Raw genomic sequence first — 14,267 nt, forward strand, 5'->3', positions numbered from 1 at the left:
ATCTACCGCTTTATGCACTGGCAACGAAGGAGAAGCTGTATGCAAGTCAACATCAGTGGACACCAACTGGAAGTGACCGAACCTCTTCGCACCTACATCGGCGAAAAACTCGAACGATTAGAGAGGCATTTCGACAAGATCACCAACGTGCAGGTCACGATGACGGTCGAGAAGCTCAAGCAGAAAATCGAAGCCACGCTGCATATTCCCGGCAATGAGGTGGTCGCTAACGCGGAACATACCGATATGTACGCAGCGATCGACGCACTGACCGACAAGCTGGATAAACAACTCAAAAAGCATAAGGAAAAGACCCAGAGCCTCCTCCAGGGCGCGACCGGTCGTTAACACTCCCAACCCATGATCCGACTTGAAAGCATCCTGACCCCCGGCCGTTCCCTGGTGAACGTGCCGGGCGGCAGTAAAAAGAAAGCCCTCGAGCAAATTGCCAACCTCATCCATCGCGAAGTGCCGGATCTGGCCATGCAGGATGTCTTCGAGAGTCTGGTCGCCCGTGAAAAACTCGGTTCCACCGGCTTTGGCAACGGTATCGCCATCCCCCACTGCCGTCTCAAGGGCTGCGGATCGCCCATCAGTGCCTTGATGCACCTGGATGCACCCATCGATTTCGACGCCATCGACGGTGCCCCGGTTGACCTGCTGTTTGTACTGCTGGTCCCCGAAGCCGCCACCGATGCGCACCTGGAGTTGCTGCGCCAGATCGCCAGCATGCTTGATCGCAAGGAAGTGCGTGAAAAACTGCGCAGCGCCCCGAGCAACGAAGCCTTGTATCAGGTTGTCCTGGACGAGCAAAACGGTCACTAATCATGCGCCTGATCATCGTCAGCGGCCGCTCCGGCTCAGGTAAAAGCACTGCCCTCGATGTTCTCGAGGACAACGGCTACTACTGCATCGACAACCTGCCGGCCGGTCTGTTGCCGGAACTGGCCGAACGCGCACTGATTCACACCGAACTGGCACAACCTCTGGTGGCCGTGTCCATCGATGCACGCAACTTGCCGAGCCACCTGTCACGGTTTCCCGAATTGCTGGAAGAAGTCCGCAGCCGGCATATCCAGTGCGATGTGCTGTATCTGGACGCCGATGAAGAGACCCTGCTCAAACGATTTTCGGAAACCCGCCGCCGTCACCCGCTGAGCAGTGCCAATCGCTCGCTGGCGGAGGCGATAGAGGACGAAACCAATCTGCTGGGGCCGATCGCCGATCTGGCCGACCTCAAGGTCAACACCACCAATCTGAACCTGTATCAGCTGCGCGATACCATCAAGCTGCGCCTGCTGAATCAGCCGGAGCCCGGTACTGCGTTTCTGGTGGAGTCTTTCGGGTTCAAGCGTGGCATGCCGGTGGACGCCGATCTGGTGTTCGACGTGCGCTGCCTGCCTAACCCTTACTGGAAACCGGAGCTGCGGGCACAGTCCGGGCTCGATCAACCGGTGGCCGACTACCTGGCGGCGCAGCCGGATGTCGAAGAGATGTTCCAGGACATTTCCTCCTACCTGCTCAAGTGGCTGCCCCGCTTTGCCGCCAGCAACCGCGCCTATGTCACCATTGCCATTGGCTGCACCGGCGGGCATCACCGCTCTGTCTACCTGACCGAACGTCTGGGCCAGGTCCTGCAACAATCCCTGAAGAACGTCCAGGTTCGCCACCGCGACCTCAGCTAAAGGATTCACATCGCGATGCCTGCTCTGGAAATCGAAATCATCAACAAGCTGGGCCTGCATGCCCGCGCGTCTGCAAAATTCGTTGGCGTCGCCGGGCAGTACCCTTGTCAGATCAGGGCTGGCCGTACACCGGAAACGATGGTCGATGGCAAAAGCATCATGGCCATGATGATGCTCGCAGCCGGCAAGGGCACCAAAATCCACCTGAAAACCGAAGGTGAACAAGAGCAGGAAGCTATGGATGCACTGGTGGCGCTGATCAACAACTTCTTCGACGAAGGCGAATAAAGATCAATGGATTTCGGCTTTCGGTTGCGCCCACAGATGCGTAGGCGCTGACGAAGCTGCGATATTTTGATCCAAAAAAAAAGCGCCACCCAATCGGGTGGCGCATTTTTTTGTGCAGCAACCGCAGCTTAACTACCTGCCACCGTCATCCGCTCGATCAACACCGAACCTGTGCGAATGTTGCTGCGCAATTCCAGGTCATTACCGACCGCAATGATCTGCTTGAACATGTCGCGCATGTTGCCGGCAATAGTCACTTCCTGGACCGCGAACTGGATTTCGCCGTTCTCGACCCAGAAACCCGCTGCGCCACGGGAGTAATCGCCGGTGACCATGTTCAGGCCCTGCCCCATCAATTCAGTGACCAGCAGGCCACGACCCATGCGGCGCAACAGGGCCGCCTGATCTTCGTCGCCATGGGTGACGAACAGGTTGTGCACGCCGCCCGCATTCGCGGTGCTCGGCATGCCCAGCTTGCGGCCGGAATAGGTGCCAAGCACGTAGGACACCAGCTCGCCGTTTTCCACGAACGGCTTGGCGTAGGTCGCCAGGCCATCGCCGTCGAAGGCAGAGCTGCCCAAAGCGCGCATCAAGTGCGGACGTTCATCGATGGTCAGCCATTGCGGGAACAGTTTCTGCCCCAGCGTGCCTTCGAGGAACGAAGATTTGCGATACAGACTGCCGCCAGAAATCGCCGAGAGGAAACTGCCGAACAAACCGCCAGCCAGTTCCGCAGAAAACAGCACCGGCACTTCGCAGGTCGGTACCGGGCGTGCGCCCAAGCGGCTCGCCGCCCGTTGCGCGGCACGCTGGCCGATGCTCTCCGGGCTGGCCAACAAATTGCCCTGCCGGTTCACGTCGTACCAGTAATCACGCTGCATCTGGCCATCGGCTTCGGCGATCATCACGCAGCTGAGGCTGTGACGGGTCGAGGCGTAACCGCCGATAAAACCGTGGCTGTTGCCGTACACACGGCAACCCTGATGAGTGCTGAGGGTGGTGCCGTCAGCGTTCTTGATCCGACTGTCGGCGGCAAACGCCGCCGCTTCACAGGCCAGGGCCTGCTCGATGGCTCGCTCCGGTGTGATACTCCATTGGTGGAACAGGTCGAAATCCTGCAGTTCCTTGGCCATCAGCGCGGCATCCGCCAAGCCTGCGGCTTCGTCTTCGGACGTGTGCTTGGCAATCGCCAGCGCAGCAGCGACGGTTTCGCGAATCGCTTCCGAACCGCTGGCCGAGGTGCTGGCCGAGCCTTTGCGCTGCCCTACATACAAGGTGATGCCAAAGCCCTGGTCGCGGTTGAACTCAACGGTTTCGACTTCCCGCTGACGCACCGTGGTCGACAGGCCCTGCTCCAGCGACACCGCCACTTCACAGGCACTGGCGCCTTGGCGCTTGGCTTCAGCAATGATCTGCTCGACTTGCTCTTGCAGTGCCGGCAACGCTTGTGGGCCGACGCTTTCAACTGCACTCATGCTGTTCTCCACTCAAATTCTGCTTTCGGTAACGGTCATCGAGCGACCGGGCCGGACAAGCGGCCCCCGACTGGTTATCATGGCGGCGTTTCTTTGCGGACGGCCACCATGGTTGATTCTTACGACGACTCCCTCGATACGGGAGAAAAAAGCAAATCCCAGGTCAAACGCGAGCTGCATGCTCTGGTTGACCTCGGCGAGCGCCTTACAACACTCAAGCCTGACCTGCTGGCAAAACTGCCGTTGACCGACGCTTTGCGCCGGGCTCTGGCCGATGCGCCCAAGCACACCGCGAACATCGCGCGTAAACGGCACCTTCAGTTTATCGGCAAGCTGATGCGCGATCAGGACACTGGCGCCATTCTCACCCTGCTCGATCAACTCGATGCCTCCACCCGGCAGTACAACGAACGTTTCCACGGCCTGGAACGCTGGCGCGATCGCTTGATCGCAGGCGACGACGCCGTCCTGGAGAAGTTCGTCGTCGATTACCCGGAGGCCGATCGTCAACAATTGCGCTCCCTGATCCGTCAGGCCCAGCACGAACTGGCGACCAACAAGCCACCGGCTTCGAGCCGTAAAATCTTCAAGTACATCCGTGAGCTGGACGAGACTCAACGCGGTTTGCGTTAAGTCCCGAATCGGGTGAGTTGCCTCGCAACTCACCCGAAGCTTCACGTTTTCAAGAGCCCCTTACGATCCTGTGCCACCCACGGTGATCGCATCGATTTTCAGCGTTGGCTGGCCGACACCCACCGGCACCGACTGCCCATCCTTGCCACACGTTCCCACACCGCTGTCCAGCGCCAGATCATTACCAACCATCGACACCCGGCTCATGGCTTCCGGCCCGTTGCCGATCAACGTCGCGCCTTTGACCGGTGCAGTAATCTTGCCGTCTTCGATCAGGTACGCCTCGCTGGTGGAGAACACGAACTTGCCACTGGTGATGTCCACCTGACCGCCGCCGAGGTTGGCGCAGTAGATGCCTTTTTTCACCGAGGCGATGATTTCCGCCGGGTCGCTTTCGCCACCGAGCATGTAAGTGTTGGTCATGCGCGGCATCGGCAGGTGCGCGTAGGATTCGCGACGACCGTTGCCGGTGCGGGCCACGCCCATCAGGCGCGCGTTGAGCTTGTCCTGCATATAACCCTTGAGCACGCCGTTTTCGATCAGCGTGGTGCACTCGGTCGGCGTGCCTTCGTCGTCGACGCTCAGTGAACCTCGGCGGCCGGCGAGGGTGCCGTCATCGACGATGGTGCAAAGCTTCGATGCAACCATCTCGCCCATGCGCCCGCTGTAGGCCGAACTGCCCTTGCGGTTGAAATCCCCTTCCAGACCGTGCCCGACGGCTTCGTGCAACAACACGCCGGACCAACCCGAACCCAACACCACCGGCAACGTACCGGCCGGCGCCGGGATGGCTTCCAGATTCACCAGTGCCTGACGCAACGCTTCACGGGCATAACCCATGGCGCGGTCTTCACTGAGGAAATAGCGGTAGTCGGTACGACCGCCACCGCCATGGCCGCCGCGCTCACGACGACCGTTCTGCTCGACGATCACGCTGACGTTGAAACGCACCAGCGGCCGCACATCTGCCGCCAGGCCGCCATCGGTGGAGGCGATCAGAATCCGCTCCCAGACCCCGGCCATGCTCACGGTGACTTGCTGGATACGCGGGTCGAGGGCGCGGGTCGCCACGTCGATGCGCTTGAGCAGCTCGACTTTCTCGGCGCGGGTCATTACTTCCAGCGGGTTGTCCGGCCCGTACAACTGAGCGACATCCTGGGTGGTGAACGCCTGCACGGTGCCATTCTGCCCGGCCCGGGAGATCGAACGGGCCGCGCGGGCCGCCGCGCCCAGCGCTTCGAGGGTGATCGCATTGCTGTAGGCGAAACCGGTTTTTTCACCCGATTGCGCACGCACGCCGACACCCTGGTCGAGGTTGAAGCTGCCTTCCTTGACGATCCCGTCTTCCAGCGCCCAGGACTCGGAAATCTGCCCCTGGAAATACAGGTCGGCGGCATCGATGCCCGGGCCGGCCAGATCGCCGAGCACACCTTGCAGGCTCTCGATCGTTACGCCGCCGGGCGCCAGGAGGTGTTCACTGACAGAGGACAACAACTCGCTCATATGCTTTACGCCTTAAATTCGTCGTTCTGATGCAGGTCGCTGAGCGCCCTGCGAGAAAAAGCGCCGGTGAGTGGACACCGGCATCCGCGCCCTGATGGCCGCCTGTTCGCTGCTGTCGCGTTCGGCCAGCAGCACGGCCTCGCCCTGATCCTGTTGTGCCAGCACGCGCCCCCATGGATCGATTATCGCGGCATGACCAAAGGTTTCTCGCGGTCCCGGATGAGTGCCACCCTGGGCGGCCGCGAGCACGTAACATTGAGTCTCGATGGCCCGCGCGCGAATCAGCACGTCCCAATGGGCCGCGCCGGTCACCGCGGTAAAGGCCGACGGGGCGGTAATCAATTCCGCGCCGGCAGCACGCAATTCGCTGTACAGCTCCGGGAAGCGCAAGTCGTAACACACCGTCAGGCCGACTCGACCGACTGGCGTATCGGCAACCACCACGCCACTGCCATAAGCATAGTCATCGGATTCGCGATAACGCCCGCGATTGTCCGCCACGTCCACGTCGAACAGGTGCAGCTTGTCGTACCGCGCCACGGTCTCGCCCTGGTCATCCACCAGCAACGAGCACGCATGCGCTTTGGCCATCGGTTCATCCGCCGGCGGCAACGGCAACGTGCCGGCCACTATCCATAACTTGAGGTCGCGGGCGGTCTGTTTCAACCACGGCAGGATCGGGCCTTCGCCCAGCGCTTCGGCGCGGCCAATGTCGGCAATGTCGCGACGGCCCATGGCAGCGAAGTTTTCCGGCAGCACGGCAAGCCGCGCGCCACCGGACGCCGCCTGCTCAAGCAGACGACGGGCCTGGGACAGGTTGGCCAGCACGTCGCTCTGGCTGACCATTTGAATGACTGCTACAGACATGGCCATTTCCTTATCTGGAATCAACACATACCTGTAGGAGCCGCCTGCGGCAGCTCCTGCAGGGGACTTACGGCCATGCTACTCCATAGGCTTGGAAAGTGGCTTTTCAAAAAGGCTTGTCGAAGGTGATTTTCGGCTCTTTCCACGGACCTTTGACCGTGTATCTGACGCTGGCAAAGCGCGCCACGCGGTCACCGATCAGCTTATCGATCAGGAACAGCGCCCCACCGACGGCTGGCGCACCGACGATCAGCGCGGCAATCGGCAGATTGTTGGTCACCGGCAAGGTCACCAGCAACTTGGCATCGACCTGATCAGCCACCAGGTCCAGGGTGCCGTTGAGTTCCAGGTTGCTCGACGGGCCGGTCAGCCGGATCGGCTCACGGGTCACGTAGACCCCGTTGCTCGCGACCAACAGCCCTTTGACCCGGTCATAGCTCAATCCTTTGCCGAACAGGTCGGAAAAGTCCAGGCGCAAGCGGCGGCCAATGGAGTTGAAGTTGAGCAGGCCAAATACCCGTAGAGCCTGGGCGCTGCCCTCGACTTCAACAAACTGACCTTTATTGAGCGACGCATCGAGGCTGCCGGAGAAGCGCTTGGTGGCCAGCCACGCCGGTGAGCCAGGCCAGCGACCGTCGACATCCATGTGAAACTCTTCACTGGTGACGCTCGGCGCAAAGCCCCAGCCCTTGAGCACGTCGGCGAGGTTCTTGCCACTGACCCGGCCCTTGTACCAACTGCTGGAATTGCCGGGCGCGCCTTCCCAACCGCCGCTGCCCTGCAGGAAGATGCCCTTGAGGCCCATATCCAGGGAGTTGAGGGCGATGCCCTTGCCGGTCGGGCGAACTTTCAATAGCCAGGCGCCCACCAGGTCCTGGCCCTGGAACAGTTGATTGATGGTGATATCCAGCGCCGGGATTTTCGTCGGGTCCACGGTGGCCAGCGGATCCGGCGAATTCTCGTCGGCCAGCACCGTCGGGTCTGGGGCCGGCAAACGTACGTACTGCAGATTGACCGCAATCGGTGTGGCTTTGGCATCGGGAATACCGACGGTACCCTTGGCCTGCTGACTGTCGAGTTGCAGCGCCCAGGCGGCCGGCTTGCGCGTCAACTGCACCGACGCCTCATCAAGGGTGGTGCCGAAACCGCTGAGCTTGCCAACCTTGAAATCCGCGCCGCTGAGCAATTGCTTGGCGCTGCCGCCTGGATCCTGGCCAGCATACTTGCTGACAAGATCCTGCCAGGGAGACACATCCAGCTCGGACAGTACACCGCGTATGCGCAGGCCTTTGTTGCCGGGCAGCACAGCATCACCACCGCCGAGAAACAACTCACCGCGACCGTCGACGAAGTTGCCAGCCGGGGCCGCAAACGTGAAGTTCGCCAGCTCACCGTAGTTGACCCAGTAACGCCGCTCCGGTCCTTGCAGGGTCATGCGGAACACGGTGTCGCGGCCGACATCCGCCGCCACGCCGAACGGCGCCGGCAAATCCACCGCCACGCCTTTGAGATCGGAGCTGACTATCAATTGGCTGTCGGCGCCATCAAGGTTCAGTTGCAGCTGATAAGGGACCACACCAGACACCGGTAGCGGCTGAGTGACGTTTAGCCACTCGGTGAGTTTCTTGACCTCGACCTGACCCGCTGCGGTGACCCGAGTGTTGAGCTTGCCCGCACTGCCATCGGCAAAAATCTGCGCGGTCACGGGCTTGTCGAACGCTCGCGCGGTGATCTTCTGTCCGCTCAACCCCTTGGCGCTGTCGAAGCGGAAGTCGCCCTTGAGTTGTGTCAGTTCCAGGATGGGCTCGCGAAGTTTCAAGCGGGCCTTGTCGGTCTTGAAGTCGACGAGGATTTTCGGTTGCTCACCTTTGACCAGCGGTATATCCAGGTTGAGTTTGCCTTGCAGATCGCCCTCGCCCTCCCAGCCGGCGAACGTATCGGCGGTGCCGATCGGTGCTTCCTGCAGAATCTTCAGGCCATCGCCCAACCCGCCGGCGAACGCGCCATCGAGGAACAGGTGAGGATTCTGTCCGGCAGGCACATGGGGAATATTGACGTAGACGTCGTTGACCTGGGTGTCGAGCAATCGCCCCTTGTTCGCGAGAATCCGCACACCGCTGTCTTCAATGAATACATCGCCGCTGACCTTGCTGACATGCGGCCAACCCGGCTGAAACGCCAGCTCGGCATCGTGAACCTTGAAAAACAGGCTGATGCTGCGAGCCGTTTCCGGGGCGCCATGGTTCAGCGATCCCTGGTACTGGAAGAAACCTTCATCCACCGCACCTTTGAGAATCGCCGTACGCAGCCACTCGTCCAGCGCCGGGCTCAACACGGCCGGCAGGTACTTGGCGGTGTAGCGACCGTCGCCGTCGACCAGGCCGACCCGCAGGTCCATGTAGTCTTCCTGGGTGTGATCGAAATGCAGACGAATCAGGAAGTCGCCGGCAATCTTGCCCTCTTCGCCCAGCACCTTCAGGTACGGCGCGATCAGGGTGAAACCTTCTTTATCGAGCTTCCAGTTCAACCGCGCATTGGCCTGAATGTACTGCCATGGCTTGGCGAAAATCGGGTCCAGGTGCAGGGAGAAATCCTTGCTGTCCATGCGCAACTCACCCTGCCCGAGATCGCCGCTGATGCTGCCACTGACGTTTCGCGCCGCCGGTGCGCCGTGATAGGCGTCGAAGCCGACCCGCTCCAGATTGGCGGCAAAGCTGAACTTGCTGTCATCGGTAGCCGCGGGGCGCAAGTCGATCAGCACGTTGCGCAATACCCCGGTGACCTTGAGCCGCTCGACGGCCGTAGCGACACCTTCCGGAAGCGGCCCCAAAGCGTTCAGTAACGGGGTGAGCGGCGTGAGGTCGATGCGGTCGGCTTGCAGATGCAAAAGCTCTGGCGTCTCGTCGGTCGCCGCGGTTTGTTGAAATTGCAGTTTCGATTCCCAGCGAGTTTCACCCAGGCTCATCGCCAGGGAATCCAGGGTCACCAGCACACCCGTGGAGCTGCGCTGGAAATAGCCGTTAAGCGCCAGATTGTTGATCTGGATTGGCTTGCGCTCGGCGTAGGCGCCCTTGAGTTGCGGTGCGTTCAAACGGATCGCGGCGCTTTGCAGGGCGCCCTCGCTCCAGTTCACCCAGAGCTCGCCACCGGCCTTTATCTCGGAGAAATTCCATTGTTGGGTCAGGCGCTCGGGCAACCATTTCGACCAATCGCTTTGCGGCAGGCTCAAGTAAGCCTCAACCTCGCCGTCCTGCCACTGGCTGGCGCGGATACGGGTACGCAGGCTCATCGCAACCGGCTGGCCGTCGGGCAGGGTCAAACGGGCGTCGAGACGCTGACGCGACACACCGGTTCTCAGATTGAGGCCAACGTAGGTCAGGGTCAGCGGCGGCTGATCCAGTGGCTGCAAGGTCACCTGACTGTCGAGCACCGACAATTGCTGGACCATCTGCATACTATTGAACAACTGCTCCGGGTCCAGCGGCTGATCCTGCCGCACCGGCAATCCTTCCAGCGCCCAATGACCGTCCTCGCCTTCCTTGAGGCTGATCTTCAAGCCGTTGAGCTCCAGATGTGCAATGCGTATTTCGCGCGCCAGCAGGCTGGCCCACAGATCCGGCACCGCGCGCACCTGGTCCAGGCGCAAGGCATTGGAGCCTTCGCCAACCATCACGTCATGAGCCAGCAGAACCGGGGCGAAGCCGCTCCAGTTGCCCTCCAGTTCGCCGATGTGCAGCGGCATGCCCACGGCGGTGCTGGCTTTGGTTTCGACATCGGCACGGTATTCGGCTACCAGCGGTGTCAGCTCCCGGCCGAGGCTGACAAACAGCGCCATCAACACCAAAACCAACGCACACAGGCCCAGACCCCAGCGGGTCAGTGCGGCCAAAATGCGTGTCAGACGGTCCATGTCAGTTGGCTCCCATGGCAAAAATACTGCAAAAAGCTGAGGCCAGCCGTTCTAGTGGAATTGAAATACAACGCTTCAGAGCAGCACCACGTCGTATTGTTCCTGGGAATACATGGTTTCTACCTGAAACCGAATGGTGCGCCCGATAAACCCTTCGAGCTCAGCGACATTGCCCGACTCTTCATCGAGCAAGCGGTCGACCACTTTCTGGTTCGCCAGCACGCGATAGCCTTCGGCCTGATAGGCACGGGCCTCACGCAGGATTTCGCGGAAGATCTCGTAGCAGACGGTTTCCGGGGTCTTGAGCTTGCCGCGCCCCTGGCAGCTGCTGCACGGTTCGCACAGCACTTGCTCGAGACTTTCGCGGGTGCGCTTGCGGGTCATCTGCACCAGGCCCAGCTCGGTGATGCCGATGATGTTGGTCTTGGCGTGATCGCGCTCCAGTTGCTTCTCGAGGGTGCGCAACACCTGACGCTGATGCTCTTCATCTTCCATGTCGATGAAGTCGATGATGATGATCCCACCCAGGTTGCGCAGACGCAGTTGACGTGCAATGGCGGTGGCGGCTTCGAGGTTGGTCTTGAAGATGGTTTCTTCGAGATTACGATGACCGACGAAGGCTCCGGTGTTGACGTCGATGGTGCTCATGGCTTCCGCCGGGTCGACCACCAGATAGCCGCCGGACTTGAGCGGCACTTTGCGCTCCAGGGCTTTCTGGATTTCGTCTTCGACGCCATACAGGTCGAAAATCGGCCGCTCGCCCGGATAATGCTCCAGACGGTCAGCGATTTCCGGCATCAGTTCGGCGACGAACTGTGTGGTTTTCTGGAAGGTTTCCCGGGAGTCGATGCGGATCTTTTCGATCTTCGGGCTCACCAGGTCGCGCAAGGTGCGCAACGCCAGGCCGAGGTCTTCGTAGATCACACTCGGCGCGCTGATGGTTTTGATCTGGGCGTTGATCTGGTCCCAAAGCCTGCGCAGGTAGCGGATATCCATGAGGATTTCATCGGCTCCGGCCCCTTCGGCAGCGGTACGCAGAATGAAACCGCCGGCTTCCTTGATACCTTCTTTCTCCACGCAGTCGGTGACCACTTGCTTGAGGCGTTCGCGCTCGGCTTCGTCTTCGATCTTCAGGGAAATACCGACGTGGGCAGTGCGCGGCATGTACACCAGATAGCGCGACGGGATCGACAGTTGCGTGGTCAGGCGTGCGCCTTTGGAGCCGATCGGGTCCTTGGTGACTTGCACCACCAGGCTTTGGCCTTCGTGAACCAGCGAGCTGATGCTCTCCACCGCCGGGCCTTCGCGCAGGGAAATTTCCGAGGCGTGAATGAATGCGGCGCGGTCTAGCCCGATATCGACGAAGGCGGCCTGCATGCCCGGCAATACCCGAACGACCTTGCCTTTGTAGATGTTGCCGACGATCCCGCGTTTTTGCGTGCGTTCGACATGGACCTCTTGCAGAACACCGTTTTCGACCACCGCCACGCGTGATTCCATCGGCGTGATGTTGATCAGGATCTCTTCACTCATGGCAGGGTCTCGTTCAGGCATGTTCACGATAATGGCCGCATCTTGTCAGTACGACGCTCAGTGCGCGTTAAGGGTTTGCCAACAGGGTATGCCGAAATGGCCGAGCAGTTCTGCGGTTTCGCACAGCGGCAAACCGACCACCGCCGAGTAGCTGCCATTGAGCCCGGTAACGAACACCGCGCCCAGCCCTTGAATCCCGTAGCCGCCCGCCTTGTCCCGGGGTTCGCCGCTGGCCCAATAGGCCGCCGCTTCATCGCGGCCGATGGTGCGAAAACACACCAGACTGCGCACCACCAGAGACTCGCAACGTTCACCATCGTGCACCGCAATCGCCGTCAGCACTTCATGCTCACACCCGGACAACAGCATAAGCATGGCGCACGCTTCGGCTTCATCCACCGGCTTGCCGAGAATTTTCCCGTCCAGCACCACGGCAGTGTCGGCGCCCAGCACGCAGAAATCCGCGTCGGACACGATCGCCCCGCGCCCGACCTCGGCCTTGCCGCGCGCCAGACGCTCGACATAGGCCGATGGGGATTCTTCAGGGAAAGGGGTTTCGTCGATGTCCGCGCTGATGGTGGTGAACGGCACGCCGATCTGAGCGAGCAGTTCACGCCGACGCGGCGAGCCTGAGGCGAGGTACAGCTGTTTCATCAAGACATCTCCCTGTCTAGTGCCCTGTCTCACGAATACTGTTCCTTTTTGGCGAGACAGGGCACCGGGTGCGAGCACATGCCTGACCGAATTAATTGATTTTGTAGCGTCGACGCAAACCGCGCAAACCGAAGCTGATCCAAGGCCAGAGCAACGCACTGACCAGCGCTGGCAACACCAGCGCCAGGGTCGGCTGACGATTACCGGTCAGGGCGCTCAGCCACAACTGAACCAGTTGGGCGAGGCCGAAGATCACCAGGATCACCAGGCTCTGCTGCCACATCGGGAACATGCGCAGGCGCTGTTGCAGCGACAGCACCAGGAATGTAATGAGCGTGAGGATCAATGCGTTCTGGCCCAGCAACGTGCCATACAGCACGTCTTCGGCCAACCCCAGGCACCAGGCCGTCACCATGCCGACTTTCTGCGGCATGGCCAACGCCCAGAAGGCCAACAACAAGGCCAGCCACAAAGGACGCAGAATTTCCATGAATTGCGGCAGCGGTGAAACGCTGAGCAACATGCCGATGGCGAACGTCAGCCAGACCATCCAGCCGTTTCGGGAGGAAGTTGCACCGCCCATTATTCTGTTCCCCCAGTAGTGGCCGGCGCGGCGACAGGCGGTTTGGCAGCAGGCTTCACGGCCGCGGGTTTGGGTTTGGCGGCCGTCGCCGTCGCGGGTGGCTTGGCGGCAGCAGGATGGGACGCGGCAGGTTTGACTGGGGTCGCGGCGGCAGGTGCGGCAGGTGCGGCAGCCGGAGTTGCAGCGGCAGCCGGTACCACCGACGCGGCCGGTTTCGGCACGGTTGCAGGAATGATCGGCCCGCCACCTTGCCGGTCCAGAGCCTCTTGAGCCTGGGCGGCTTCGTTGGCGCGCTCCTCGGCTGTGCGACCATCACTGAACACCAACAGCAAATAACGACTGCGGTTCAGCGCGGCAGTCGGCACCGCACGCACAATGGCAAACGGTTGACCGGAATCGTGGATCACTTCCTTGACCGTCGCTACCGGGTAACCCGCCGGGAAACGCTGACCGAGGCCGGAGCTGACCAGCAGATCGCCTTCCTTAATATCGGCAGTATCGGCCACATGACGCAGCTCAAGGCGTTCCGGGTTGCCGGTGCCGCTGGCAATCGCCCGCAGACCGTTACGGTTCACCTGCACCGGAATGCTGTGGGTGGTGTCGGTCAGCAACAGTACCCGAGAGGTGTACGGCATCAACTCGACCACCTGCCCCATCAGGCCGCGGGCATCGAGCACCGGCTGGCCGAGGATCACACCGTCGCGCTCACCTTTATTGATGATGATGCGATGGGTAAAGGGGTTGGGGTCCATGCCGATCAACTCGGCCACTTCGACCTTCTCGTTGACCAGCGCGGAAGAGTTGAGCAACTCGCGCAGCCGAACGTTCTGCTCGGTGAGGGCGGCAAGCTTTTGCATGCGGCCCTGCAACAGCAGGTTTTCGGTTTTGAGTTTTTCGTTTTCGGCGACCAGCTCGGTCCGGCTGCCGAATTGGCTGGCCACACCTTGCCATAGCCGCTGTGGCAGGTCGGTGATCCAGTAAGACTGCATCAGCACCAGCGACATTTGGCTACGCACTGGCTTGAGCAGTGTGAAGCGGGCATCGACCACCATCAGCGCGACCGATAGCACGACCAGCACCAACAAGCGCACGCCCAGTGAGGGGCCTTTGGTGAAAAGCGGTTTAATAAGCCGCTC

General features: G+C 60.9%; 13 protein-coding genes. 5 read left to right on the top strand and 8 right to left on the bottom strand.

Annotated elements, in window-relative coordinates:
- The first annotated feature begins 39 nt into the window (after positions 1 to 39).
- The 4 genes from hpf to FFH90_RS26005 are packed head-to-tail and all read left to right on the top strand — an operon-like array spanning position 40 to position 1,973.
- Entirely contained in the window at positions 40 to 348 is a 309-nt protein-coding gene (gene hpf / locus FFH90_RS25990; RefSeq protein WP_007941242.1) for a ribosome hibernation-promoting factor, HPF/YfiA family, read from the top strand.
- Positions 349 to 360: 12 nt separating this feature from the next.
- A complete protein-coding gene (gene ptsN / locus FFH90_RS25995) occupies positions 361 to 825 on the top strand; it encodes a PTS IIA-like nitrogen regulatory protein PtsN (protein ID WP_018927208.1) in 465 nt (154 codons plus the stop codon).
- Positions 826 to 827: 2 nt separating this feature from the next.
- The gene (gene rapZ, locus FFH90_RS26000) at positions 828 to 1,685 is read left to right on the top strand and encodes an RNase adapter RapZ (protein ID WP_018927209.1); all 858 of its coding nucleotides are present in this window, start codon (positions 828 to 830) and stop codon (positions 1,683 to 1,685) included.
- Between the two features lie 15 nt (positions 1,686 to 1,700).
- Complete coding sequence (locus FFH90_RS26005) at positions 1,701 to 1,973, top strand: HPr family phosphocarrier protein (protein WP_138866307.1); 273 nt, start codon at positions 1,701 to 1,703, stop codon at positions 1,971 to 1,973.
- Between the two features lie 128 nt (positions 1,974 to 2,101).
- Here the strand turns inward: FFH90_RS26005 and pmbA are convergent, their stop codons facing one another.
- Positions 2,102 to 3,448 carry a metalloprotease PmbA gene (gene pmbA / locus FFH90_RS26010; RefSeq protein ID WP_018927211.1) on the bottom strand — a complete coding sequence of 449 codons (1,347 nt, stop codon included), beginning with the start codon at positions 3,446 to 3,448 and terminating at the stop codon, positions 2,102 to 2,104.
- Positions 3,449 to 3,556: 108 nt separating this feature from the next.
- On the opposite strand from pmbA, the gene yjgA reads away from it, so the two are divergent.
- Complete coding sequence (yjgA, locus tag FFH90_RS26015) at positions 3,557 to 4,081, top strand: ribosome biogenesis factor YjgA (protein WP_007941230.1); 525 nt, start codon at positions 3,557 to 3,559, stop codon at positions 4,079 to 4,081.
- A 60-nt stretch (positions 4,082 to 4,141) separates the two neighbouring features.
- On the opposite strand, the gene tldD is transcribed toward yjgA, so the two are convergent.
- The 7 genes from tldD to mreC form a co-directional block, all read right to left on the bottom strand.
- The gene (tldD, locus tag FFH90_RS26020) at positions 4,142 to 5,584 is read right to left on the bottom strand and encodes a metalloprotease TldD (RefSeq protein WP_018927212.1); all 1,443 of its coding nucleotides are present in this window, start codon (positions 5,582 to 5,584) and stop codon (positions 4,142 to 4,144) included.
- Positions 5,585 to 5,596: 12 nt separating this feature from the next.
- Positions 5,597 to 6,451 carry a carbon-nitrogen hydrolase family protein gene (locus tag FFH90_RS26025; RefSeq protein WP_086944703.1) on the bottom strand — a complete coding sequence of 285 codons (855 nt, stop codon included), beginning with the start codon at positions 6,449 to 6,451 and terminating at the stop codon, positions 5,597 to 5,599.
- Positions 6,452 to 6,557: 106 nt separating this feature from the next.
- The gene (locus FFH90_RS26030) at positions 6,558 to 10,361 is read right to left on the bottom strand and encodes a YhdP family protein (protein WP_138866308.1); all 3,804 of its coding nucleotides are present in this window, start codon (positions 10,359 to 10,361) and stop codon (positions 6,558 to 6,560) included.
- Positions 10,362 to 10,436: 75 nt separating this feature from the next.
- The gene (rng, locus tag FFH90_RS26035) at positions 10,437 to 11,894 is read right to left on the bottom strand and encodes a ribonuclease G (protein ID WP_007941226.1); all 1,458 of its coding nucleotides are present in this window, start codon (positions 11,892 to 11,894) and stop codon (positions 10,437 to 10,439) included.
- A gap of 57 nt (positions 11,895 to 11,951) precedes the next feature.
- Positions 11,952 to 12,548 carry a nucleoside triphosphate pyrophosphatase gene (locus FFH90_RS26040; protein ID WP_138866309.1) on the bottom strand — a complete coding sequence of 199 codons (597 nt, stop codon included), beginning with the start codon at positions 12,546 to 12,548 and terminating at the stop codon, positions 11,952 to 11,954.
- Between the two features lie 91 nt (positions 12,549 to 12,639).
- Entirely contained in the window at positions 12,640 to 13,131 is a 492-nt protein-coding gene (gene mreD / locus FFH90_RS26045; protein ID WP_086944700.1) for a rod shape-determining protein MreD, read from the bottom strand.
- Complete coding sequence (mreC, locus tag FFH90_RS26050) at positions 13,131 to 14,258, bottom strand: rod shape-determining protein MreC (RefSeq protein WP_081626525.1); 1,128 nt, start codon at positions 14,256 to 14,258, stop codon at positions 13,131 to 13,133. Before mreC ends, mreD begins: the two co-directional genes overlap by 1 nt.
- Between the last annotated feature and the right edge of the window lie 9 nt (positions 14,259 to 14,267).

Source organism: Pseudomonas sp. ATCC 43928, assembly GCF_005938665.2.
Lineage (GTDB): Bacteria > Pseudomonadota > Gammaproteobacteria > Pseudomonadales > Pseudomonadaceae > Aquipseudomonas.

Coding starts and splice junctions, on each gene's coding strand:
- FFH90_RS26040 (WP_138866309.1), bottom strand. CDS start 12,548: ATGAAACAGCTGTACCTCGCCTCAGGCTCGCCGCGTCGGCGTGAACTG.
- FFH90_RS26025 (WP_086944703.1), bottom strand. CDS start 6,451: ATGTCTGTAGCAGTCATTCAAATGGTCAGCCAGAGCGACGTGCTGGCC.
- pmbA (WP_018927211.1), bottom strand. CDS start 3,448: ATGAGTGCAGTTGAAAGCGTCGGCCCACAAGCGTTGCCGGCACTGCAA.
- yjgA (WP_007941230.1), top strand. CDS start 3,557: ATGGTTGATTCTTACGACGACTCCCTCGATACGGGAGAAAAAAGCAAA.
- rapZ (WP_018927209.1), top strand. CDS start 828: ATGCGCCTGATCATCGTCAGCGGCCGCTCCGGCTCAGGTAAAAGCACT.
- ptsN (WP_018927208.1), top strand. CDS start 361: ATGATCCGACTTGAAAGCATCCTGACCCCCGGCCGTTCCCTGGTGAAC.
- FFH90_RS26005 (WP_138866307.1), top strand. CDS start 1,701: ATGCCTGCTCTGGAAATCGAAATCATCAACAAGCTGGGCCTGCATGCC.
- mreD (WP_086944700.1), bottom strand. CDS start 13,131: ATGGGCGGTGCAACTTCCTCCCGAAACGGCTGGATGGTCTGGCTGACG.
- rng (WP_007941226.1), bottom strand. CDS start 11,894: ATGAGTGAAGAGATCCTGATCAACATCACGCCGATGGAATCACGCGTG.
- tldD (WP_018927212.1), bottom strand. CDS start 5,584: ATGAGCGAGTTGTTGTCCTCTGTCAGTGAACACCTCCTGGCGCCCGGC.
- hpf (WP_007941242.1), top strand. CDS start 40: ATGCAAGTCAACATCAGTGGACACCAACTGGAAGTGACCGAACCTCTT.
- FFH90_RS26030 (WP_138866308.1), bottom strand. CDS start 10,361: ATGGACCGTCTGACACGCATTTTGGCCGCACTGACCCGCTGGGGTCTG.